We start from the raw sequence: 24,489 nt of genomic DNA, 5'->3' as shown, positions 1-24,489 counted from the left end.
GTTAAATTTGTTAATTTTGCGCTTTCTGATGGATAAAGTGATATCTCTGTTAGAGAAAAAAGGATGATTACAAATTTGTAATGTTTACTGATTTAGGATAACAAAACACAATATATTGTGTTTGAATTAATTAAAATATCAATATATAGTATCTCCAATTTAAATAAGGAGACAGCTATGTTCAATAAAATTCTTTCCTCCTCACCAGCAATAACCACATATCAAGATGCAGCTGCATTATTAACCGTTATTAAAAGAGATGGTTCACAGGTACCATTTAATGCCCAATTTATTAGTAATGCGATGAAAAAAGCAGCTCAAGCGGTTGGTATTTATGATGATGGATATTTCGAGCAATTAAGCCAAACCATTAGTATTGCGATTGTGGATAGTTTTAAACAACAGGTTGATATTGCTTATATCCAACAAGTTGTTGAAGATTATTTAATGCGTGGTGAATATCCTCAAGTTGCACGTGCTTATATTGAATATCGTCATGATCGTGATAAAGAACGAGAAAAACGGAGCCGATTGACAAAAGAGATCGAAGGATTAATTGAACAAAATAATGTGTTGTTGATTAATGAAAATGCGAATAAAGATGCAAAAGTAATACCAACACAACGTGATCTATTAGCAGGTATTGTCGCTAGGCATTATGCTAAAAGTTATATTTTGCCACCAGAAGTTGTAGCGGCACATGAAAAAGGTGAAATTCATTATCATGATCTTGATTATTCACCATTTTTTCCAATGTTTAACTGTATGTTAGTTGATTTAGCAGGAATGCTGACGCAAGGATTTAAAATGGGAAATGCTGAAATTGAGCCGCCAAAATCAATTACTACGGCAACAGCTGTTACTGCACAAATCATTGCACAAGTCGCAAGCCATATTTATGGTGGCACAACGATCGATCGCCTAGATGAAGTATTAGCACCTTATGTAGAAAAGAGTTATCAAAAACATCTACAAAATGCAAAAACATGGCAAATCCCAGATCAGAAAGCGTATGCACAGGCGTTAATTGAAAAAGAATGTTTTGACGCATTTCAGTCTTTAGAGTATGAAGTTAATACATTACATACCGCTAATGGGCAAACGCCATTTGTTACTTTCGGTTTTGGTTTAGGAACAAGCTGGCAGGCGAAATTAATTCAACGTTCTATTTTATTAAATCGTATTCGAGGTTTAGGCAAGAATCATAAAACAGCAGTATTTCCAAAATTAGTGTTTACAATTAAACGCGGCTTAAATCAACAACCTCAAGATCCGAATTATGATATTAAGCAGTTAGCTTTAGAGTGTGCATCTAAACGTATGTATCCTGATATTTTAAACTATGATCAAGTGGTGAAAGTAACAGGTTCATTTAAAGCTCCGATGGGATGTCGTAGTTTTCTTGGTCGTTATGTGGAAGATGGCAGAGAGATTCACGCAGGACGCAATAATCTTGGCGTAGTAAGCCTAAATTTACCGAGAATTGCTTTGGAAGCAGAACACAATGAAGCGAGATTTTATCAAATTCTTGATCAACGTTTGGCAATCGCAAAACAAGCATTATTAACCAGAATTGCCCGTTTAGAACAAACAAAAGCCCGAGTTGCGCCAATTCTCTATATGGAGGGGGCTTGTGGGGTACGATTAAAGGCAGATGAGAATGTAGCAAAAATTTTTAAAAACGGCAGAGCGTCAATTTCGCTAGGATATATTGGCATTCATGAAACAATAAATGCCTTATATGCACAAGGTCATATCTTTGACAATGAAACTTTACGTGAAAAAGGCATTGCGATTGTACGTTATCTCAGCGAGGCTACAAAAAAATGGCAAGCCGAAACTGGATATGCATTTAGTCTTTATTCAACCCCAAGTGAAAGTTTATGCGAGCGCTTTTGCCGTTTAGATAGTAAGCAATTCGGTATTATTGAAGGGGTGACAGATAAAGGATATTACACGAACAGTTTCCATTTAGATGTAGAAAAGAAAGTGAATCCTTACGATAAGTTAGATTTTGAAATGGCATATCCACCTTTAGCAAGTGGTGGCTTTATTTGCTATGGGGAATATCCGAATTTGCAACATAATCTAAAAGCATTAGAGGATGTCTGGGATTATAGTTATGACAGAGTACCTTATTATGGTACCAATACGCCGATAGATGAGTGTTATGAATGTGGATTTACAGGAGAGTTTGCTTGTACTAGCAAAGGGTTTGTTTGCCCAAAATGTGGTAACCATAATAGTGAAAAAGTATCGGTAATTCGTCGCGTATGTGGTTATTTAGGTAGTCCTGATGCACGACCGTTTAACCCAGGTAAACAAGAAGAAGTCAAACGTCGGGTAAAACATTTATAAGGCTTAATCAATGAATTATCTGCAATATTATCCAGTGGATGTGGTAAATGGTGAAGGTACTCGCTGTACACTTTTTGTCGCAGGCTGCACACATCGATGCCGGGGCTGTTATAACCAAAAAAGTTGGTCATTTGATTCTGGAGTTTTTTTTGATCAAGCAATGGAAGAGCAAATTATCCGTGATCTAAAAGACACAAGGATTCGCCGCCAAGGATTATCTTTGTCGGGTGGTGATCCATTACATCCACGAAATGTTAAAAGATTGTTGTCTTTGGTGAAACGGATTAAAACGGAATGTCCAGATAAGGATATTTGGTGTTGGACTGGTTATCAACTTGCTGAGTTAGATCAGCAACAACGTGAGATGTTGGCTTATATTGATGTCTTAATTGATGGTAAATTTATTCAAGAACAAGCCGATCCTACCTTAGTTTGGCGAGGATCGGCGAATCAAATTATTTATCGATTTTCCTTATAAAAAAGGTTTTTTAAGTGGTTTTAGTGATTTATAACGATGCCACTGCTAGCTTTTTCAGCACTATGATAAAAGAGATGTGATATTAATCACATCTTTAAATAAATTTTTAACATTCTTATTTTTCTTTTGTTAAAATCTCGCCGCTTTAAATAACATTCTTGAGGTAAAAATTATGGTGTGGTTCCTCTTATCGGTAGCTTTCTTAATTGCGGGCTACTTCATTTACGGTTCTATCGTAGAAAAAGTCTTTAAAATCAATCCAAAACGTGATACGCCAGCCCATTTAATGAATGATGGTGTGGATTACGTTCCTATGTCTAAAGGAAAAATTTGGTTAATTCAGTTATTAAATATCGCTGGAACTGGACCGATCTTTGGACCAATTTTAGGGGCATTATATGGACCAGTTGCGATGTTATGGATCGTGATTGGTTGTGTGTTTGCTGGTGCAGTACATGATTACTTTAGTGGTATGTTAAGTGTACGTAATGGTGGTGCTTCAGTACCTAATTTAACAGGTAAATATTTAGGCGCGCCAGTTAAACACTTTATGAATGCTTTAGCATTAGTGTTGTTGGTGCTTGTTGGGGTAGTATTCGTAATTTCTCCAGCAGGATTATTAACCAACTTAACAATGGATAATCTTGGCGAATCAATGAACCTTGATCGTGGTCATACCCTTGTTGTCTGGACAACCATAATTTTCGTGTACTACATCATTGCAACTTTGGTACCAATTGATAAAATTATTGGACGTGTTTATCCATTATTCGGTGCCTTATTACTCTTCATGTCATTTGGTATGTTCTTCGCATTATTATTTGAAGATAAAGCGTTATTCCATAGTATCGGCGAGATGAGTTTCTCTAAATTCTTTGAAAACTTACACCCTACTGGATTACCAATTTGGCCATTGATTTTCGTAACCATTGCTTGTGGTGCGGTATCTGGTTTCCATGCTACCCAATCTCCATTAATGGCGCGTTGTATGGAAAATGAAAAAGAAGGTCGTTTTGTATTCTACGGTGCAATGATTGGTGAAGGAATTATTGCGCTAATCTGGTGTATGGTTGGTTTAACTTTCTATAACAGCCCAGCAGAAATGAATGAAGCAATTAATATGGGTACACCATCAAAAGTGGTTTATGATTCAGCCACTCAAATGTTAGGTTACTTCGGTGGTATCTTAGCTGTGCTTGGTGTGGTGGTATTACCAATTACTTCTGGGGATACTTCATTCCGTGCAGCACGTTTAATCATTGCAGAATTCTTTAAAATTGATCAAAAGAATTTAATGAAACGTCTAATGATTGCAGTGCCTTTATTTATAGCTGGTTTTATCATTACTAAACTTGACTTCCAAGTATTATGGCGTTACTTCGGTTGGGCAAACCAAACCACAGCAATGGTAATGTTATGGACTGCGGCTGCATATCTCTATCGTTATCATAAATTCCACTGGATTTGTACTATCCCAGCGATCTTTATGACTATGGTATCAGCAACATTCTTAGCCTATGCGAAGATTGGTTTTGGTTTAGCTTATGATACAGCTGTATGGGTAGGTGTTGGTTTAACTGCATTAGCAACAGTTTGTTTCTTCACAATGTTGAAACCAATTGCTGATGGTGACCCAGATTCAGAAACTAACCCAGCTTAATTATTGATTTTAAAACAGTGATTATGCACAATAGCCGTCTATTTTTAGACGGCTATTTTTTTATTTTATGATTACTGTAATTTATGTTCATCTTTTTGCCGCTTGGGCAAGCTTAATCTTATTTGTGATTCGTGGTGGTTTACAATGGCAGGGTAAGTCATGGCGCCAATATAAATTATTGCGGATTCTACCCCATATCGCTGACACTGCTTTATTAGTGAGTGGCTTAACTTTTCTATTGGTGTTTAATTTTAGTTTAGTTGATTGGCTGCTTATTAAGATCGCTGCCTTAGTGTTATATATCATTTTTGCTGCCAAAGCGTTCAAACGTGAACACCCACAAAATAAGTTACTGCCATTAGCATTCATCTGTTTTATTGCTGCAATGTGGTTAGGTTATTCAAACTCGTTTTAGTGGTTTAGGCTTAATTTATGTTTTTTGATACCCATACCCATCTTGATTACTTAGCGAATGATTTACAGCAATCACTACACCAAATTGTAGAGGCAGCGACAGCTCAAAAAGTGCTCAAGATGCTAGTGGTGGGGATTGATCAGCAAAGCTTAGTCAAACTGCCTCAATGGGTATCTACTGAATCTAATCTTTATTATGGCTTAGGATTACATCCTTTATTTATTGCTCAACATACAGAACAGGATTTACTTCTATTAGAGCAATGTTTAGCTGAACGCAAAGCAAATTGTATTGCGGTTGCCGAAATTGGTTTGGATCGTTATCCACCAGAAATTACCACAGCGGAATTATGGCAAAAACAATGCGATTTTTTGGAAGCACAATTAGCATTAGCTAAGCGTTATCAACTGCCAGTGAGTTTGCACTCTCGCCGCGCGCATGATCAATTATTTCCTTTTTTAAAAAGGTATGATTTAGCCAAAACAGGCGTAATTCACGGCTTTTCTGGTAGTTATCAACAGGCAAAACGTTTTGTCGATTTAGGCTACAAAATTGGGGTTGGGGGTACAATTACCTATTCAAGAGCGAATAAAACACGCCAAGCAATCGCTCAATTACCATTAACTTCATTAGTATTAGAAACAGATAGTCCGGATATGCCTGTGTCTGGTTGGCAAGGGCAGCCTAATCATCCAGCTCGCTTGCCTTTAATTGCACAAGCATTAGCAGAATTGCGTTCTGAACGTTACGAAACTTTAGTAGAACAAATTTGGCAAAATAGCCACCAACTTTTTGCTTTAACAGAAGCCGCTTAATCTTATTGGTTAAATTGTTATTTCATCTTTAACCCATTACAATAAAACGTTTGTTTTTATCAACAAGGGATCAACTATGTCAGCTATTGTCCAAGATGAAAATTGGAAATCGACTTCTTCTATTCAAAACTTATTAAAGCGAGCCAAAATTATTGCCGATATTCGGCAATTCTTTGTTGATCGAGGCTTGCTTGAAGTAGAAACACCGATTTTAAGTGCTTTTTCGGTAACAGATGTACATTTATCGACATTTCAAACAGAATTTACCTCACCATTTGCTTCAAACCCACAAACGCTGCATTTAATTACTAGCCCTGAATATCATATGAAGCGTTTATTGGCGGAAGGAAGTGGTCCTATTTTCCAAATTAGCAAAGTATTTCGTAATGAAGAAGCGGGTAAACGACATAACCCTGAATTTACGATGTTGGAGTGGTATCGTCCCTTTTTTGATATGTATCGGTTAATCAATGAAGTTGATGATTTATTGCAACAAATTTTAGATTGCCCACCGACAGAATCTTTAAGTTATCAATTTGTGTTTCAAGAGTATGTTGGTTTAGATCCTCTTTCAGCGACCAAAGCAGAGTTAGTTGAAAAAGCGAAAAAACAAGGATTAGTCAATGCAGATATGGAAGGACGAGATACCTTATTACAATATCTGTTTAGTGAAATTGTAGAAAAGAATATTGGTCAGGATCATCCAGTAGCGGTATATCATTTCCCAGCGGCACAAGCAGCATTAGCACAAATTAGCTCGGAAGATCACCGAGTGGCAGAACGTTTTGAGTTCTATTATAAGGGCTTAGAACTTGCGAACGGCTTTCATGAATTAACAGATGCAAATGAACAATTACATCGTTTTGAACAAGATAATTTATTACGTAAAAAATTACATTTATCACCACAACAGATGGATTCTCGTTTCTTAGCGGCTTTAAAATCGGGGCTTCCTTCTTGTTCAGGTGTGGCGTTAGGTGTTGATCGATTATTAATGATTGCACTATCAACCGATAATATTGAAGATGTGATTTCATTTTCAATTAACAATGCATAATGGGGAGAGAAGATGCGTAAATTAATTTATTTATGTTGTATGTTGCTTGGATTAAGTGCCTGTTCATCAAAAACAATCTCTCCGTTATATAGTGCAACGCCGATTGTGAATATTGAATCAGAATTAGTGCCTGCATTGGAAGTAACGGCATCAGCAAATCAATTACTGCTAAAAAATGCGAGTAATCAAAGCATACAAACCGCTTATTTATTAACTTGGTATGATAAAAAGGGAGTAACACAACGAGCTGATTGGCAGCAACAAGAGGTTTGGCAGAAATTAATTTTAGCGGTGAAACAACAAGTGAAAATTACGTTACGAAAACCAACAGCGGAAAGTACCAATTATCGAGTTTACTTTAAAGCAAATTAGAGGCTAGGAAGCTATATGGCGAAATTGATTGTTGATTTACAAGGGAAAGAATTAGAACAAGAAGAAGTTGAGATTTTAAACCATCCTTTAATTGCTGGTGTGATCTTATTTACTCGAAATTTTGAAGATATTCCGCAGCTACAAGCTTTAATTAAAGATATTCGCCAAAAGGTAAAACGTCCTTTATTAATTACGGTTGATCAAGAAGGTGGGCGGGTGCAGCGTTTTCGCCAAGGATTTACCCAATTACCTGCGATGCAAGCTTTTGCACGTATATTGCCAGCAGAGGAACAACAATATTGGGCAAAAGAGAGTGCTTGGCTGATGGCAGCAGAAATGATTGCAATGGATATTGACCTTAGTTTTGCGCCAGTGTTAGATGTGGGGCATCAGTGTAAAGCGATTGGCGATCGTAGTTTTCATCAAGATTGGCAACAATTATTACCTTTAGCTGAAGCATTTTGTGATGGTATGTTGCAAGTAGGTATGGCAACCACAGGTAAACATTTTCCTGGACATGGTGCTGTCATTGCTGATTCACATTTAGAAACGCCAAAAGATGAACGTCCAGTTGAACAGATTTTTTGCCAAGATATTCAGCCTTTCCAACAATTAATTAGTAAAAATAAGTTAAAAGCCATTATGCCAGCTCATGTGATTTATACACAGGCAGATGATCAACCAGCAAGTGGTTCAGCTTATTGGTTAAAGAGTGTGTTACGGAAACAGCTTGGTTTTACTGGCTTAATCTTTTCTGACGATTTAGGGATGAAAGGCGCAGGATTTATGGGGAGTTTTGTACAACGAAGTGAACAAGCATTAGCCGCGGGTTGCGATATTTTATTACTCTGTAATGAACGTGCAGGCGTTATTGAAGTATTAGATGGTTTAACTTACCAACCAACCCAGCAAGAACAAGCGGCTTATTTACAGTTAGCGAAGCAGCAACGTTTTTCACTTTCTGAGTTGCAAGCGACTTCTCGTTGGGTAACGGCACATCAGCGTCTAAGTGCTTTACAGCAACAATGGCTAGAAATGAAAGAGAAGGCACAAGCATAATGAATTGCCCGCATTTCGCACAAAAAAATTGCCGCTCTTGTATCTGGATTGAGCAAGATTACTCACAACAAATTGCGCAAAAGCAGCAGCATTTACAACAAACACTAATTGATTTTATTGACACTAAGACCATTTGTTTACCTGCCCAAGTTTCAGCCCCTGTGGCAATGCGGAATCGAGCAAAAATGGTAGTGAGTGGAGCCGTAGAGCGACCAATATTTGGTATATTGACCGATCCATTGGTGATGGAAAGTGCGGTTGATTTAACAGATTGCTTGTTATATCCCACTGAATTTCAAACTATTTTTCAACAGCTAAAAGATTTTGTTGGGCGGGCGGGATTAGTGCCTTATCACATTGCAAAACGTAAGGGCGAATTAAAATATATTTTGCTCACACAAAGCCAGTGGAGCAAAAAATTTATGTTGCGATTTGTGCTAAGAAGTGAGAATAAATTGGGTTTAATTCGGCGTGAATTACCAGCATTGTTGCAAAAATTACCACAAATTAGTGTAGTAACCGCCAATATTCAACCGCAGCCAGCAGCGATTCTTGAAGGTGAGCAGGAAATTTATTTGACAGATGAACAGATGTTAGAAGAACAATTTAATAAGATTTCTCTGTTTATTCGTCCACAAGGCTTTTTCCAAACTAATCCACAGGTGGCAGCAGCGTTATATCGCACGGCACAACAGTGGATAGAAGATCTTCCTATCCAAAAGATCTGGGATCTTTTTTGTGGTGTAGGCGGATTTGGTTTGCATTGTGCAGTGGCTCGCCGAGCAGTTGATCCTAATGTGTCTTTAGTAGGGATTGAGATTTCAGCCTCTGCTATTCAAGCGGCTAAGCGAGCAGCAGATAAATTAGGGCTAACTAATATTCATTTTCAGGATTTAGATGCCAGTCAATATCAGGCACAACAAGGCGAACAGCCTGATTTTGTGATTGTGAATCCACCAAGACGAGGGATTGGCGAACAATTAGCAAATTATTTAAATAGGTTACAACCGAAATTTATACTCTATTCAAGTTGTAATGTTGAGAGTATGCAACGTGATTTAGTACATCTCTCAAATTATCGGTTAAGCAAATTACAATTATTCGATATGTTCCCATATACCACACATTATGAGGTATTGGGATTATTAGAATTAATCTAACTCAGCCACAGGAGGCAAATATGAAAAAGATAGAAGCCATTATTAAGCCATTTAAATTAGATGATGTACGTGAAGCATTATCTGATATTGGTATTACTGGAATGACAGTGAGTGAAGTTAAAGGATTTGGTCGTCAAAAAGGACACACTGAGCTTTATCGTGGTGCGGAATATATGGTGGATTTCCTACCAAAAGTAAAATTAGAAATTGTGGTGGTTGATGATCAAGTAGAACAGTGTATTGAAGCGATTATGAATACCGCACAATCAGGCAAGATCGGTGATGGTAAGATTTTTGTTTATGATGTAGAGCGGGTTATTCGGATTCGTACTGGTGAAGAAAACGAGGACGCAATTTAGTGGGCATTATTTATATTGTGATTGCATTGGTGGCAGGGGTTGGCTTAGCGTCACAAGCTGCCATCAATAGTCAATTAAGTAAAGTAGTTGCAGGGCAGCCGTTAATTGCAGCATTAATTTCATTTGCAACAGGAACATTAGCACTTTTTGTTGTCTGTTTGGTAAAAACAAATTTGTGGGAAGGTTTGCAAAATCTTGCAGGGCAACCCTTTTGGAAGTTTATTGGTGGTCCATTAGGGGCGTTAGTGGTATTTACGACGATTTTCCTTGCTCCAAAAGTTGGGATCACCAATATGTTATTTTTTATCATTATTGGTCAATTAGTGGCGGCAATGTTAATTGACCATTTTGGTTTGATTTATATGCCAGTAAGAGAAATTACGCTATGGAAATTAGGGGGAATGTTGATTGTTATGGCAGGGTTAGTTCTCTTTTTCTTTGGCGATAAATGGTTTGGATTAAAAGGATAAAATCATTATGACTCAACTTAAAGTAGGTTTAGTTTCAATTTCGGATCGTGCCTCACAAGGGATCTATCAAGATAAAGGCTTACCATCGCTTCAAGAGTGGTTAAGCCAAGCGTTAATTGACCCGTTTACAGTCGAAACTCGCTTAATTCCAGATGAGCAACCATTAATTGAACAGACCTTAAAAGAATTGGTAGATGAGTGTGGCTGTCATTTAGTGCTAACTACTGGAGGTACTGGCCCTGCAAAACGAGATGTAACACCAGATGCGACATTAGCGGTGGCTGATCGAGAAATGCCTGGATTTGGTGAACAAATGCGACAAATTAGTTTGCAATTTGTACCAACTGCGATTTTATCGCGTCAAGTCGGCGTAATTCGTAAAGAGAGTTTAATTCTTAATTTACCGGGACAACCAAAAGCGATTAAAGAAACCTTAGAAGGGTTAAAAGATGAAAACGGTAAGATTATGGTGAAAGGTATTTTCGCTGCTGTCCCTTATTGTTTAGAGTTATTAAGTGGTATCTATATTGATACTCATAAATCAGTGGTAGATAGTTTTCGTCCGAAGAAAAAATAACTCACGCCACCAACTGATATTTAGCGAATAAGATCCATATATTTTTCTTCCTCTCTATGCCAGATATTAATGCAATATCTGGTATTTATTATAGTTAGACTTTGTTAGTTATAATAAAAAATATTGGGTACTTAGTAGTACCCAATATTTAAACTATTTATTTTGTTAATAAATCAAACGCTTCCTGATATTTAGCAACAGTCTGCTCAATAATCTCTTGTGGTACTCTTGGTGCAGGCGGTTGTTTATTCCAACCACTGTTTTCCAACCAGTTACGAATAAATTGTTTATCAAAAGAAGGTGGGTTTATGCCTTCTTGATAAGTATCAACTGACCAGAAACGGCTAGAGTCTGGAGTTAATACCTCATCCATTAAGGTTAATGTACCATCTTCATCTAAACCAAATTCAAATTTGGTATCGCAAATAATAATGCCTTTGCTTAAAGCATATTCCGCCGCAGTAGTATAAAGTTCAATAGCTTTCGTTTTTACTTGAGCGGCTAATTCTTTACCAATTAAGTTTTCACATTCCGCATAGCTAATATTAATATCATGATTACCAATTTCTTCTTTACTTGATGGAGTAAAGATTGGTTCAGGTAATTTACTTGCGTCAACTAAGCCTTTTGGTAATTCGATACCACAAACAGAGCCTGTTTGTTGATAATCTTTTAAACCGCTACCAGTTAAATAGCCACGCACAATAGATTCAATTTTAATTGGAGTAAGGCGTTTACAAACCACAGCTCGTTTTTCAATCGCTTTTGCTTCTGCTTCTGGTAATACATCATAAACAGTATCGCCAGTGAAATGATTTGGCATAATATGAGCGAGTTTTTTGAACCAGAAATTAGAAATTTGCGTTAAAATTTCGCCTTTTCTTGGAATAGGATCATCAAGAATAACATCAAATGCAGAAAGGCGATCAGACGCAACCATCAACATTCTTTTATCATCAATTTCATAAAGATCACGAACTTTCCCAGAATAAATTTTTTTTAGGCTAATAGTTTGCATAACAAGATACCTGTACTTAAAAGAAAACCGTTGCGAATTATACGCCTATTCTTGTTAAGTTTCACGCAAACGATTGCTTATTTTTGTGATTATTCAATCCCGATTAGCTTATGTGTTTGTAAACTGAGCTGCCATTTGATTATCGAGGTTGCATTTAGTTGCCCAAGTTTACGAATCGTATCCAATAAATTGAATTCGCCTTGTTGTTCACACGGGGAAAGATAATAGTGTGTTGCCTTAATTTTTTGTGCAATTTGTTGGCAAAAATCAATAATGTCATCGCCATCGTTCACAATCCTGACTTCATCAGCAGAACTGATACAAGATTGTTGATATTTATGCTGATATAGCCGTTTAGGGCTGGTGGCAATATAGTCGATTTCTGCGGGAACTGGTTTTAAGCCATTGGTTTCAATCGCTAGAAAATAGCCTTGTTGCTTAAAATAAGCCAATAACTTCCCTAACTGTGGCTGAATAGTAGGTTCTCCGCCTGTGATAATAATATTTTTACTCTTAAAAACAGCAACCTGATCAGCAATTTGCTGTAAGGTCATGGTGTCAAACTGTTGATAATCAGTATCACACCAAGGGCAGGCTAAATTACATTTACCAAAGCGAACGAAAATCGCAGGCATACCTGTATTGAACCCTTCGCCTTGCAAACTTTCAAAAATTTCAACAATTCGATAGCGCGTTTGCATTAGTCCTGCCTATATTCTGCAAATGAAGTTGGCGTTTCCCAAAGACGGATACTATCAATGGTAAATGGCAGATGCGCTTGTAATCGCTGAAAAATAAAGTGAGCTAGGTTTTCAGCGGTTGTCCGATACGGTAAAGCAAAAGTTTTAGAATGTAGTTCATTCAGTAATGCTGCAATCTTTTGCTCACGTTCACTGGTTTGATCATAAATAAAAGCATGATCCATTGGTTGTAAAATATGTTGATTTACGGCTTGTTTTAAATCAGCAAAATCCAAGACCATACCTTTTTTGGCGCCATCTGCTTGAGTTTCACCTACTACAATGACTTGTAATTTATAAGTATGCCCATGCAAATTTTGACATTTGCCATCATGCCCATCTAATAGATGAGCCATATCAAAACTAAATTCTTTTGCAACTTTAAACATCAGACTGTCCTTTGCTTGCAAGGTATTCTTTCAATCCTTTTTCACGCAAAAGACAACTAGGGCAATGATGACAGCCACCTTCGACACCCTCATAACAAGTATGCGTATGTTGCAGAACATAATCTAACTTGCCAAGTTGGTCAGCTAATGCCCAAGTTTCTTTTTTTGTGAGCCACATTAATGGTGTGATTAAATTAAATTGGTAATCCATCGCTAAATTGAGCGTCACGTTCATTGATTTAATGAAGATGTCGCGACAATCAGGATAACCACTAAAATCTGTTTCACAGACGCCAGTAATGATGTCACTAATGCCTTGGCTTTTAGCATAGATAGCAGCATACAATAAGAATAATGCATTACGTCCATCCACAAACGTATTCGGTAATTCACCTTGTTTTTGTGAAATAGTTTGTTCTGCATCTAATAGTGCATTGTGGGTAATTGCTGTAATAACAGAAGTATCAATAATTGTCTGTTTTACACCAAGGTCATTGGCAATCCAACGTGCTTTTTCCAATTCAATATGGTGACGTTGTCCATATTGGAAAGTAATAGTTTCCACATTGTCTTTGCCATAAGTTTGTAGAGCTTGTAATAAACAAGTAGTAGAATCTTGACCGCCAGAAAAAATGACGACCGCTTTTTTGTTTTGCATAATTTGTTCCTAGTTTTTTAACGTGGGAGGTTTGCGAACCACGACAATCAAGGGACGTCATTCTAGCGAATTTTGTTGGAAACTCAATTAATTTTCTTGTTTTAAATCTTGAATCAGGATTTTTGAACGCCGTTGGTAATTATATTTTTCTCTTTTTTCAGTTGGTAAATCTTCAACATTAGCAATCTTGAAGCCACGTTCTTGGAACCAATGTACTGTACGCGTGGTAAGCACAAATAGTTTTTCAATGCCTAATGCAATTGCGCGTTTTTGGATATGAGAGAGTAAAATATCACCACGAGCAGAATTACGATAATCAGGGTGAACTGCTACGCAAGCCATTTCCGCCATTTTTTCATCGAAATAGGGGTTTAATGCAGCACACGCAATCATCACACCATCACGATCGATCACAGTGTAGTGATCAATTTCCATCTCTAACTGTTCACGAGAACGTTTAACGAGAATGCCTTGTTGTTCAAGCGGTTGAATTAAAGCCAATAAGTTTGGAATATCTTTAATGGTGGCGATCCGCACAATTTCAGAGCTTTCTAATGATACTTGGGTACCAATCCCATCTCGTGAGAATAATTCTTGTAATAAAGCGCCATCTTCCAAATAACTTAATAAGTGAGCGCGTTTTACGCCATTACGGCAAGCTTCTAAGGCAGTTTGTAAGAATCTCGCTTCTGAGCTATGGTAAAGGTTATTAGCAATAAATTGTTGTAGATGATGTTCGGCTGCAAGTAGTGTGAGATCTGGCATAACGTGTTGATTTTCATCAAGAATACCTTGCTGTTCACAAAAGCCAATCACTTTTTCGGCTTTAACTTTAATCGCAACTTGTGCAGCAAGTTCTTCAAAAGCGAGATTAAAATTTTCACCAGTAACGGATACGCCAATAGGTCCAATCACCACAATCGCATTTTGTTCTAGTTGCTGTTTGATTCCCTCGCTATCAATTTTGCGTACTTTACCACTTAATTGATAATCGACCCCCTCATCAACACCAATTGGTTGAGCGATCACAAAGTTACCGCTTACAACATTAGGCACACCACTATGGGTAATATTATTCATCCGTAACGAGAGGCGAGCAGTAATATCAAGCTGTAAACTTCCTACGACTTGTTTGACGATTTTTAACGTTTCTGCATCGGTAACACGAATATTTTTGTGATAGTGTTCTTCAATTTGTGCAAGGTGTAAAGCATCATTGATCTGTTTTCTTGCGCCGAATACGATCACCAATTTGATACCTAGACTGTGCAACAAGCTAATATCATCAATAATATTAATAAAATTAGGGCTGGCGGTGGTATAACCATCTAACATAATGACAAAGGTTTTCCCTCTGTGCGCAGTAACATAGGGGGTAGATTGACGAAACCATTGTACGAGTTCAGTGCTGCGGATCATAAAACTTCCTATTATTATTTTTGAATAATTATGTAATAAAAGTGATTTTATATGCAAAAAATGGCGATTTGCAAGGTAATTCTACGATTTCATCAAAAAAGAGAGCAGTAAAATTTTACACTTGGCAATGAGTTACATAGAATAACGCCACTTAAATTAATAATGAAGAAAAATATGTCAGAACAACAACCCTTTACCCACTTTCCGACAGTAAGAGAAATGTATCCATTAGGGCAGGAAAAACGTTTGTTAAAACAGATCCGCCATGTATTACGTTATTTTTGGCGACGTTTAGCCAGCTATCAAGCAGGGAATCAATTTATTCAATTTTTGAATACACATCCAGTTTGGCTACCTGTATTCCAAGAACATAAACATCGCTTCCATACGATCTTATTTCATTACTGTGATAAGCGTTTTTCGCCAATGCAACGTACGCGACAACTACAAAATACATTTATGATGATAGAAAAATTGTTAGGTGAAGAACGTTGTCAGCAATTAGTGACAATAGGCACGATTCAACTAGCAGAATTGGGCAATGGCTTGCGTTTACATCTTAATATTAATCAAATTGATCCTTATGAGGGATTATTTTCTATTAATATTCAAGATGATACGGAACAGCGATATTATGATGCTTCTTTTGCGATTATCGAAGGGAATCGCCTATTAATTGCCAGTATGCAAGGTCCTAAAGGTGAAAATGCGGCAGAAATCGTAAAACGTTTGACCAAACAACTACATGGTATGCGACCAATGTTTATGTTGGTAGAGTGTTTTAAATGGTTAGCCCAACATTGGCAACTGCAATTAGTCGGTATTCCGCACCGTTATCAAACTAAAATTCGTTTGCACGGCAGTAAAAAAATTTATATGAATTATGATGAGTTTTGGCAAGAAAATAGTGCGACTTATCAGAATGATTATTGGTTATTACCACTACAAGTTGAACAGCGCTCGTTAGAAGAAATTCAAAGTAAAAAACGGTCGATGTACCGTAAACGTTATGAGTTATTTGCACAAATTGAAGCGGGAATTCAAGCACACTGTTAAGTGTTTCAAAAATATAGATTAATTGTTAATAAATTCAATTTCTTGTGCCATAAAAGTGTGATGTAAGGCAGAGTAGCAACTCTCTTTTTTTACTATAATTAATTCAGGTGATTATTTGGAGAAGTGGATGTTTTGTTTTGCCTATAACGCAGCTAACAACAAATTCTCAACAGACCAAGGCAAAAAGAGGGAGTTTTTATGTCTGATTCTATTTATACATCATTAAAAAAATTCACCAAGCACCCAATTGCAGAAGCACGCAAAAGTAAAGTTCTTCTATTTCTCTTCTCGCTCATTTTTGGCGGTGTGATGATGAACTTACTCAGCGATCCCGCTTTTAATCAAAAGCAAAATTATGTGCTATTTTTAATTTTCTTTGCAATTTCATTATGGGTAACAGAAGCGATTCCGCCTTTTTCCGTGGGGATTCTGATCATTGGTTTTCTGGTATTAATTATGGGGAGAAGTGATGCAGAAAATGCAATGCAATATCTGCAAACTTGGTCTGATAGTGTAATTTGGTTATTTTTAGGTGGTTTTTTCCTTGCGGAAGCGATGAAAAAAACAGAGTTAGATCTGTTATTACTCAAACGAATGTTACCGAAGTTTGGTAAAAATCCACAAAATATCTTATTAGGATTAATGGCGCTTACCGCCATTATGTCAATGTTGATGAGTAATACCGCCACAACAGCAATGATGATTGCCACTGTTAGTCCATTATTTGTGACCTTAGATAAAAAAGCTAATATTTCTCGTGCATTGTTATTAGGCATTCCAGCTGCTGCATCAATTGGCGGTATGGCAACGATTATTGGTTCTGCACCAAATGCGATTGCGGTAGGGGCATTAGAAAATATTGGTTATCACATTTCGTTTTTAGAATGGATGTTGATGGGGACACCGATAGCGATTGTGCTAATTTTTATCTTTTGGCGAGTGCTGATTAAACGTTATCGAATTAGTGCTACTGATCTGTTAGAGTTTGATTTTTTACAAAATACGGTGACTACGCCAGACGATCCAAGTGAAGCAAGGGAACACCGCACCCAAAAAGCGATTGTCCTTGTGATTTTAGCCGTTACCTTATTCTTCTGGCTAACTGCAAAATGGTTTGGTATTCCGATTGCTGCTGCCTCAGGGATTCCAATTGTTGGGCTTACTATGCTCGGAGTAATTGATTCCGATGATGTTCGTAAATTGCCTTGGGATACCTTGATGTTGGTGGCGGGCGGTTTAGCGTTAGGGTTAGCGATTGAAGAGCAACAAATTGCCAGCCATTTTGTCAATCAATTAAGTCATATTCATATTAGTTTTGTTACTTTATTGATTTTGTTCGCGTTTATTACGGTGATACTTTCTAACTTTATGAGTAATACCGCTGCAACCACCATTCTTATTCCAGTCGGTTTGTCATTATTAAAAGTATTCTCTGGCGATATTTCCCCAGCGATTTTACCGTTGGTAATAGGTTTAAGTGCCTCTTGTGCATTATTTTTACCTGTTTCAACACCACCAAATGCGATCGCATTTAGTACAGGGTTAATCCGTCAAGCGGAATTCCGTCTAGGTGGCATTGTGATTGGTTTATTAGGCCCAGCATTGAGTATTATTTGGGTAACCGCAGTGATGTTTGTGTTTTAATTACTTATTTTAGATAAGGATATGTTATTGATACCACCTATATCGGAAAATATTTTCAATATAGGTGGTTTTTTGTTATGAATTATAGATAGTTAAATCACGAGTTTAGGTAGATTTTTCACAATTTCCATTGTTTTAAGGCTAACTGTAATAACCCGCAAAAATAGCTCCAATGGATATTTTGGATTATTCATCGTTTCTTTTGCCCAATCGTTAGCATCGTTGATTAAAGCACTGTCTTTATCCACTTTAACGGATTGACGTTCCATCACCCATTCTAAGGCGGATTTGCCATTTACAATATAATCAAAGGCTTCTAACGGAATATTTTCAATCGTGAATTTCTCGTTATATTTCACTTTGCTTTTATCTGCTTTTTTCACAAATTTCATTTTTTCTACATAGAAATCTTCAGGTTTAAAAGCAATACCGCCACCGGTGAGCTTATCTTCAATAATTTTTAATCCACCAGAAAATAGTACGCCATCATACATTGGCACTTGATCATAATGTAAATGAAGTTCTGCTAATGCGCGTCCGGCTTGTACAAACTGCCAAAAATCTTTGACGTTTTTCACACGTGGAATACGAGGAAGTTGTTTTTTGAGATTATCCGCATAACGTTGACGATATTCTCCACTATGCAATAAGCCATAAATATAGTAGAAAATATCCTCTTTCTGAATATTGAAATCAGCATAATATTCACTGAAATAAGCCAAGCCTTGATTGGTAATGGCATCAGTGCAATGATATTTCCCTTGCTCTTTTTTATCTTCTTCGTATAAATAAAGCGGAAAGCATTGGGCATCACCAATTAAATGTAGATCAGGAATGATATTTGTAATAATAAGTGAAAATTCTTTACTGCCTGTTAAAGATAAACAAATCACCTTATTTTCCGCAGTTGGGGTTGGGAATATTTTAGGCATTTGGTAAGTTCTTTCATTAAATACTTTATCATAATAAAAATTAGTTTTTGTAAATGGTCTATATAACGATATAGAGAGTTTTTCTGGCTTAATTGATGCTGTTTCAAATCTGCGGAGTTTTGTCTTTAAGGTATCACTCCAATTTATTTTCTGACTATCAAATGTAATAATATCATTAACATCTAAATTAGGATTTTCCTTATGTTTACGTTGATATATTATAACTTCTTGATTATAAACATTAATCATTGAGGTCATATTATAAATAAGTTTTTCTTTTGCAAAGTTATATACCCAAACATCTCTAGCAGATGCAATACCTCTGGAATAATTATCAAATATCACAGATGGTTCATTACCTGTTTTATCACCAATAGCTATATTTTGAGTAAAGCTGGTATCACGTTGATTTAACCAATCATTAAATGTATCGGGAATAATTTCTTGCCAAGCATTTTGTTGGGAAATGCCTTTAATGCTTTTAAATTCAATGATTTTATCCAGCTTTTCTTGTTTTTTAAGGTAGTCACCAATATCACAAAAATAGATTTTGCCATTTTTTGTACTATCAGGTTTTTTTACTAAAATAGAAATAGCCGTTGGCGTACGAATATCGAAGATATTTCCACCTTCTTTTTTAGCTTCTTCTCCAGAAGTGCGAGAGTTTCCACGCATATGGAAAATATATAAACTTGAAAACTCTTCAGCGAGGCATTTACGCACCCCTGTTGCAACATTACTATCAATAAAGCTTGCATTAGTGATAAAACCAATAACACCTTTATTTTTTATTCGATCAGATGCCCAACGAATCGCACGAATATAGCTGTCGTAAAGGCTGTTTTTATTGGTAGAATTAGAAAATTTTGCATAAGTATCACTAATGCGTTGATCTAACAATGGATAAGCGACATTCGCATTGTTATCGTTAGCATTAGTTTGCCCTGCTGAATAAGGTGGGTTACCGATAATTACCTGAATATCCAGTTTTTTCTGGCGTTTCCGGCGAGCGGAGTTTTCTTCCAAAATGGCATCAACTAAATCTTCTTTTTCATAAAGTTGGAACGTATCGGTTAAGCAGATACCTTTAAAAGGTTGATAACCTTGTTTTTTAGCCTCATCAGCCTGTTCATTTTGTGCTAATAAGGCGTGATAAACCGATTCAATATTAATTGCCGCAATATAATAAGCTAGCAACACAATTTCATTAGCGTGAATTTGCTGATATTTATTTGGCAGTTTATCAATTGGAATTAAGCCACTTTGCAATAAGCGGGTGATAAAAGTACCAGTTCCTGTAAAGGGATCAAGAATTTGTACGCTATCATCGGCAAGAGAGGCGTTAAATTCTTGTTGTAGTACATCTTCAACACTGTGCAGGATAAAATCCACTACTTCAATAGGGGTATAAACAATGCCAAGACGCTCTTGCATTTTAGGGAATGCGTTATTAAAGAAAGATTCATAAAGTTCTTTGATAATGCGTTGTTTGCCTTCTGGGGATTGAATATTACTGACTCGGAGCTGAATGCTTTCATAAAACTCTTGTAAGCGTTTGGTTTCCGCATTGGCAATGTTTTGCCCTTGTAATTTATCAATTGTTTCCTGTAATGCCATTGACATTGGGTTATGTGCACTGAAGTTATCATTGGCGAACAAAGCATCAAATACCGGTTTGGTAATTAAATGCTGTGCCAGCATTTCTACCACATCGCTGTCGCTAATGGCATTGTTGAGATCATCGCGTAATTCATTTGCAAAAGCATTAAAGGCTTCACGTTGCGCTGTGTTTTGTGGATTTTCTAAAATAGCATTGATGCGGTCAATATGAGTTTGTGCGATTTTTGCCACGTCAGCAGCCCAATCTTCCCAATGGGTTCGATTGCCACATTTTTTAACGATTTTTGCCACTAAAGCACGTTCAAGTTCACCGACTTCAAATTGCAGATCCAGTTGTTCGCCTTCAAAATCATCACTCTTATTGCCAATGCTATGCTGACCACGCCCTGATTTATCATATTTTTTCTTATTCGCTTGCTGTTTTTTAGTTTGTTTTCTAAATACTTCACTAATGATTGAAATCACCTCAATTTTATCTTTTGCTGCACCATCAAATTCCATTTTGTTGAGCATTGCATCAAAGCGGTCATCGTGTGAACGTAACGCATTTAATACTTGCCAGACCACACGGTAATTTTCATTGTCATTCAAGGCTTCTTCTGGGGTTTTATTGGCAGGGATCACCACAGGTAAAATGACATAGCCACGTTTTTTGCCTTCCGCTTTTCGCATTACACGGCCTACTGATTGCACAACATCTACTTGTGAATTTCGAGCGGTTAAAAACAATACCGCATCTAAAGCAGGCACATCCACCCCTTCAGATAAACAGCGTACATTGGATAAAATTCGGCAAGTTTTTTCACCAGAATCTGCTTTTAACCAATTAATTTTGCTGGATTTTTCACTAGCATTCATTGAGCCATCAACGTGTTCTGCTTCGCATTTTAAGGTGAGCGATTGATTCAGGCTTAATTCTGGATTAATTTCATTAAGCGCTTCAATTTCTTGTTCTTGATAAGCAGTTACTACGGTATCAAACATTTCAGCAATGGCTTTAGAGCTGACTTTATGTTTTGACCCTTTATAATCTTTTTCAATAACTTGACAAAAAGCCACCGCTCTTTTCATTGGTTGGCTATCGTCAGTAAGATCATTTTCAACCCCATACTTAGATAAGGCTTTCCAACAACCCACAATTTTTGCTGCATCATCCACTTGAATTTCATTGTTTTCTCGATTTAGTAAATATTCTAAGCGGCGATTAATATGGCTTTCTTCCACTGCTAAAACTAGCACTTTATAATCGACTAATAAGCCTTGTTTAACTGCTGTTGAGAAATTAATGGTGTGGAGGTCTGGTCCAAAAGTTTTTTCATCATCCATTGAATAAACAATTACACCTTCCGTTTTTTTAGCATCTTCGGTATAAATGCGAGGGGTTGCTGTCATATAAAGACGTTTATGAGCATTGATATAATCGTTGTTGTGAATGCGTACGAATGCAGATTCATTTTCGTCATCATCAAAGCTTGCACCTGTTGTACGATGTGCCTCATCACAAATGACTAAATCAAAAGGAGGTAGCCCTTTTTGTTGAGCTTGATGAAGTACGTCAATGGAATGGTAAGTTGAAAAGATCACCGTCATTACATCATCGTGATGTTTAAATCTTACTGCTTTGATCAGGCTTTCTGCATTGGTGGTGGCAGGGTATTGCAATTCGTGAATGTGGGTTTGTATTAAATCATCGTTATTTTTACTTTGTTTGCCAACATCCCCATCAGAACAGACTGCGAAACTATGTAATGGAGTAGCCGATTCTTGTGTCCACTCGGTTAAACTTTGTGAAAGTAAAGCAAGACTTGGTACCAAAAAGAGTACATTCTTTCCTTTTCCAGCAATGGTTTCGGCAATTTTTAGTGAGGTAAAGGTTTTACCTGTACCACATGCCATAATCAATTTACCGCGATCTGTAGTTTTAAAGCCTTTAATAACGGCATTTAGTGCGGATATTTGATGTTCTCTTAAAGTTTTTTTCGCACGAGTTTTTACTTCTTGGCTTGGTTGGAATTGCGACCAATCAATAACACTATTTTCTAATGCAGAACGATCAATAATCGTTACAGGTGGTTGTTGATTATCTAGTGAGGCTTTTGCATTTTCTGTCCAATGATCGGTAGTGGTAACAATTAATCGATGTGTGAAGATTGTTTTTCCTGAAGCAGTAAAGAAACTATCAATATCGTTTTTTTGGATACGATAATCTTTAGCATAGTTTTTACATTGAATAGCAGTGAATGTGCCGTCTAGATTAGTTGCAACAAGATCAATGCCTGTGTCAGTTTTTCTTGTTCCTTCAGGTTGATATTTTTCAATCCAATCAGCAAAAGTGAGAACTTCTTTATATGAATTTTTGTAAGCAGGTTCAGTAGTTAAATATTTAAGGATAAGATTTTCAAAATACGTCCCTTTTTCACGCTCGGTAAGAGAAATATCTTGATAGGTTTGTAATAATCGAGATAATCCTATTGGCTGGCTGGCTGGCTGGCTGGCTGGCTGGCTGGCTGGCTGGCTGGCTGGCTGGCTGGCTGGCTGGCTGGCTGGCTGAAATTATGTTTATTATTCATTAATACTCTCCATTCTCGTTTATATAGGTTTGATTAGTGCGATGAGTATAGCAATTTATTTTCTTTTTTGTAGATAAAAAAAGGTGTGATTCTTTTGGAATCACACCTCAAAAATATTGTATAAGTATTTATATTTAGCTAGCGATCACCACCAACCTAGTAGTTTCATCCATAATCCACCGACTACAAACCAAATAATCAGTGAAGCGATAGAAATAATGAAACTTACTCCCCACCATTGTCCAGTTGTATTGTAACCAGAACCAAAGAGTGCAGGACCTGGGTCACCAGCATATTGAGTTAAACTCATAGAAAGTGTTGAGGTATAACCTAAACCAATAGCAGCGATCATTGGTGGTGTACCGACTGCAATCGCAGCTGCTAAGAAAGCAAGGTACATCGCGGAAATATGGGCCATAGCAGAAGCAAAGAAATAACGGGTATAGAAATAAACTAATACTAAGATGCTAAAGGCGACAGACCAACTAAAAGTACCAATAGAGGATGAAATATGGCCAGAAATCCAAGAAATAGCGCCATATTTATTTAACGCATTTGCCATCATAACTAATACAGCAAACCAGAACATTGTGTCCCATGCGGTCGTTTCAGACACAATATTTTTCCAAGTCATAATATTAGAAAGAAGCAGAATAACTAGACCGATAAATGCGGATGTTGTTGCGTTGATACCAAAGGCTAAATCGCCAACAGTCCAGAGTAGTAATAGTAAAATAAAATCTAAAGCGAGAATCCATTCGGCTTTTGTCATTGGCCCCATTCGTTTAAGTTCTTCTCTCGCCATTTCTGCCATTTTTGGTGTTTTTTTCAATTCAGGCGGATAAACGAGATAAACTAAATAAGGCAGAATAATTAAACTGACAATCCCTGGAACGATAGCGCCTAAAAACAAGGTTGTCCACGAGATTGTTACACCTTGACTAGCAGCCAGTTCAGCAACAAGAGGGTTACCTGCCATAGCGGTAATGAACATTGTACAAACAATAGTATCAATTTGTGAAACCACGATAGCTAAGAAAGCACCTGCACGGCGTGCTGTAGGGCCTGGTTTTGAATCATAGGCATCTGCAATGGATTGCATAATTGGATACATAATGCCACCACCACGAGCAGAGGCAGATGGAATACCCGGTGCAATAATGGTGTCAGCTAATGCGATAGCATAAGCAACGCCCATCATTCGGTTTCCAAAACGTGATACAAAAATAAAGCGATACGGTTTCCTAGGCCTGTTTTAATCACTGCACGAGAAAGAAACATAGCAATTCCAATCAACCAAATGGTGGCATTAGAAAAACCGGATAACATAGCAACATCACCATTACTTGCTTTAATTGGAGTGAGACCTGTTAATCCACTAATAACTAAAGCAATCAAGGTGGCGGCCCCATAGACATTGCTTTAGCAATAATTGCAACAATAGTTGCAACAAACAGTGCTAACATTCCCCAAGCGCGAGGGCTAAGGCCCTCCGGCGTTGGTATCATCCAAATAATAAGTCCAACAATGATGGCGATAATAAGCCCTTTTGGTTGGAATCGAGTTTTACTTGCACGCTATTTGGCGTGGAAGTTTGATTAGTAGCAACATTTGCGCTGCTCATTGATTACTCCTTATGATTAATGTTTGGTATGAAATAACA

General features: G+C 37.1%; 20 protein-coding genes, 1 pseudogene and 1 riboswitch. Of the genes and pseudogenes, 14 read left to right on the top strand and 7 right to left on the bottom strand.

Features of this window, described 5'->3' with window-relative positions:
* The first annotated feature begins 210 nt into the window (after positions 1-210).
* The 12 genes from nrdD to mog all read left to right on the top strand — a co-directional run bounded on the left by nrdD (position 211) and on the right by mog (position 10,780).
* Entirely contained in the window at positions 211-2,358 is a 2,148-nt protein-coding gene (nrdD, locus tag PF272_RS07120) for an anaerobic ribonucleoside-triphosphate reductase (RefSeq protein WP_413789435.1), read from the top strand.
* 10 nt (positions 2,359-2,368) lie between these two features.
* On the top strand, positions 2,369-2,836 hold the full coding sequence (gene nrdG, locus PF272_RS07115; protein ID WP_271142210.1) for an anaerobic ribonucleoside-triphosphate reductase-activating protein: 468 nt from the start codon (positions 2,369-2,371) through the stop codon (positions 2,834-2,836).
* 172 nt (positions 2,837-3,008) lie between these two features.
* Positions 3,009-4,496, top strand: a complete 1,488-nt coding sequence (locus PF272_RS07110) for a carbon starvation CstA family protein (RefSeq protein ID WP_271142209.1) — start codon at positions 3,009-3,011, stop codon at positions 4,494-4,496.
* A gap of 67 nt (positions 4,497-4,563) precedes the next feature.
* A complete protein-coding gene (locus PF272_RS07105) occupies positions 4,564-4,911 on the top strand; it encodes a SirB2 family protein (RefSeq protein WP_065235265.1) in 348 nt (115 codons plus the stop codon).
* Positions 4,912-4,928: 17 nt separating this feature from the next.
* On the top strand, positions 4,929-5,726 hold the full coding sequence (locus tag PF272_RS07100) for a TatD family hydrolase (RefSeq protein ID WP_271142208.1): 798 nt from the start codon (positions 4,929-4,931) through the stop codon (positions 5,724-5,726).
* A gap of 76 nt (positions 5,727-5,802) precedes the next feature.
* The gene (gene epmA, locus PF272_RS07095) at positions 5,803-6,783 is read left to right on the top strand and encodes an elongation factor P--(R)-beta-lysine ligase (RefSeq protein WP_271142207.1); all 981 of its coding nucleotides are present in this window, start codon (positions 5,803-5,805) and stop codon (positions 6,781-6,783) included.
* Between the two features lie 12 nt (positions 6,784-6,795).
* Positions 6,796-7,155 carry a YcfL family protein gene (locus tag PF272_RS07090; RefSeq protein ID WP_271142206.1) on the top strand — a complete coding sequence of 120 codons (360 nt, stop codon included), beginning with the start codon at positions 6,796-6,798 and terminating at the stop codon, positions 7,153-7,155.
* A 15-nt stretch (positions 7,156-7,170) separates the two neighbouring features.
* Complete coding sequence (nagZ, locus tag PF272_RS07085; protein ID WP_271142205.1) at positions 7,171-8,214, top strand: beta-N-acetylhexosaminidase; 1,044 nt, start codon at positions 7,171-7,173, stop codon at positions 8,212-8,214.
* Positions 8,214-9,374 (top strand): 23S rRNA (uracil(747)-C(5))-methyltransferase RlmC, encoded by a 1,161-nt coding sequence (rlmC, locus tag PF272_RS07080; RefSeq protein WP_271142204.1) that lies wholly within the window; start codon positions 8,214-8,216, stop codon positions 9,372-9,374. The genes nagZ and rlmC overlap by 1 nt, the downstream gene beginning before the upstream one ends.
* Positions 9,375-9,394: 20 nt before the next feature.
* Positions 9,395-9,733: a nitrogen regulatory protein P-II gene (glnB, locus tag PF272_RS07075; RefSeq protein ID WP_065235260.1), complete on the top strand. Its 339-nt coding sequence runs from the start codon at positions 9,395-9,397 to the stop codon at positions 9,731-9,733.
* On the top strand, positions 9,733-10,203 hold the full coding sequence (locus tag PF272_RS07070; protein ID WP_065235259.1) for a DMT family transporter: 471 nt from the start codon (positions 9,733-9,735) through the stop codon (positions 10,201-10,203). Before glnB ends, PF272_RS07070 begins: the two co-directional genes overlap by 1 nt.
* A gap of 4 nt (positions 10,204-10,207) precedes the next feature.
* Positions 10,208-10,780 (top strand): molybdopterin adenylyltransferase, encoded by a 573-nt coding sequence (gene mog, locus PF272_RS07065; protein WP_271142214.1) that lies wholly within the window; start codon positions 10,208-10,210, stop codon positions 10,778-10,780.
* A gap of 157 nt (positions 10,781-10,937) precedes the next feature.
* On the opposite strand, the gene PF272_RS07060 is transcribed toward mog, so the two are convergent.
* From PF272_RS07060 to argA, 5 genes are all read right to left on the bottom strand, one after another.
* Complete coding sequence (locus PF272_RS07060) at positions 10,938-11,798, bottom strand: phosphoribosylaminoimidazolesuccinocarboxamide synthase (protein ID WP_271142203.1); 861 nt, start codon at positions 11,796-11,798, stop codon at positions 10,938-10,940.
* An 89-nt stretch (positions 11,799-11,887) separates the two neighbouring features.
* Positions 11,888-12,499 carry a 7-carboxy-7-deazaguanine synthase QueE gene (locus PF272_RS07055; protein ID WP_271142202.1) on the bottom strand — a complete coding sequence of 204 codons (612 nt, stop codon included), beginning with the start codon at positions 12,497-12,499 and terminating at the stop codon, positions 11,888-11,890.
* Complete coding sequence (gene queD, locus PF272_RS07050) at positions 12,499-12,927, bottom strand: 6-carboxytetrahydropterin synthase QueD (protein ID WP_271142201.1); 429 nt, start codon at positions 12,925-12,927, stop codon at positions 12,499-12,501. Before queD ends, PF272_RS07055 begins: the two co-directional genes overlap by 1 nt.
* Positions 12,920-13,585, bottom strand: a complete 666-nt coding sequence (gene queC, locus PF272_RS07045) for a 7-cyano-7-deazaguanine synthase QueC (protein WP_271142200.1) — start codon at positions 13,583-13,585, stop codon at positions 12,920-12,922. The genes queD and queC overlap by 8 nt, the downstream gene beginning before the upstream one ends.
* 3 nt (positions 13,586-13,588) lie before the next feature.
* A riboswitch (PreQ1 riboswitch) is annotated at positions 13,589-13,633 on the bottom strand.
* Between the two features lie 39 nt (positions 13,634-13,672).
* Positions 13,673-15,001, bottom strand: a complete 1,329-nt coding sequence (gene argA, locus PF272_RS07040) for an amino-acid N-acetyltransferase (protein ID WP_271142213.1) — start codon at positions 14,999-15,001, stop codon at positions 13,673-13,675.
* A 177-nt stretch (positions 15,002-15,178) separates the two neighbouring features.
* Here argA and PF272_RS07035 point away from each other — a divergent pair, with 177 nt between their 5' ends.
* Both PF272_RS07035 and PF272_RS07030 read left to right on the top strand, forming a co-directional pair.
* Positions 15,179-16,060, top strand: coding sequence for a VirK/YbjX family protein (locus tag PF272_RS07035; protein ID WP_271142199.1), 882 nt, complete (start codon positions 15,179-15,181; stop codon positions 16,058-16,060).
* Positions 16,061-16,258: 198 nt separating this feature from the next.
* Positions 16,259-17,704 carry an SLC13 family permease gene (locus PF272_RS07030; protein ID WP_271142198.1) on the top strand — a complete coding sequence of 482 codons (1,446 nt, stop codon included), beginning with the start codon at positions 16,259-16,261 and terminating at the stop codon, positions 17,702-17,704.
* A gap of 92 nt (positions 17,705-17,796) precedes the next feature.
* On the opposite strand, the gene PF272_RS07025 is transcribed toward PF272_RS07030, so the two are convergent.
* Both PF272_RS07025 and PF272_RS07020 read right to left on the bottom strand, forming a co-directional pair.
* Positions 17,797-22,647 carry a DEAD/DEAH box helicase gene (locus PF272_RS07025; protein ID WP_413789434.1) on the bottom strand — a complete coding sequence of 1,617 codons (4,851 nt, stop codon included), beginning with the start codon at positions 22,645-22,647 and terminating at the stop codon, positions 17,797-17,799.
* A 324-nt stretch (positions 22,648-22,971) separates the two neighbouring features.
* Positions 22,972-24,450 (bottom strand): annotated as a pseudogene (locus PF272_RS07020) (DASS family sodium-coupled anion symporter).
* Positions 24,451-24,489: the final 39 nt, after the last annotated feature.

This window comes from Gallibacterium faecale (genome assembly GCF_027920745.1).
In the GTDB taxonomy this organism is placed as follows: domain Bacteria; phylum Pseudomonadota; class Gammaproteobacteria; order Enterobacterales; family Pasteurellaceae; genus Gallibacterium; species Gallibacterium faecale.
This window is presented reverse-complemented; position numbering and strand designations above follow the sequence as displayed.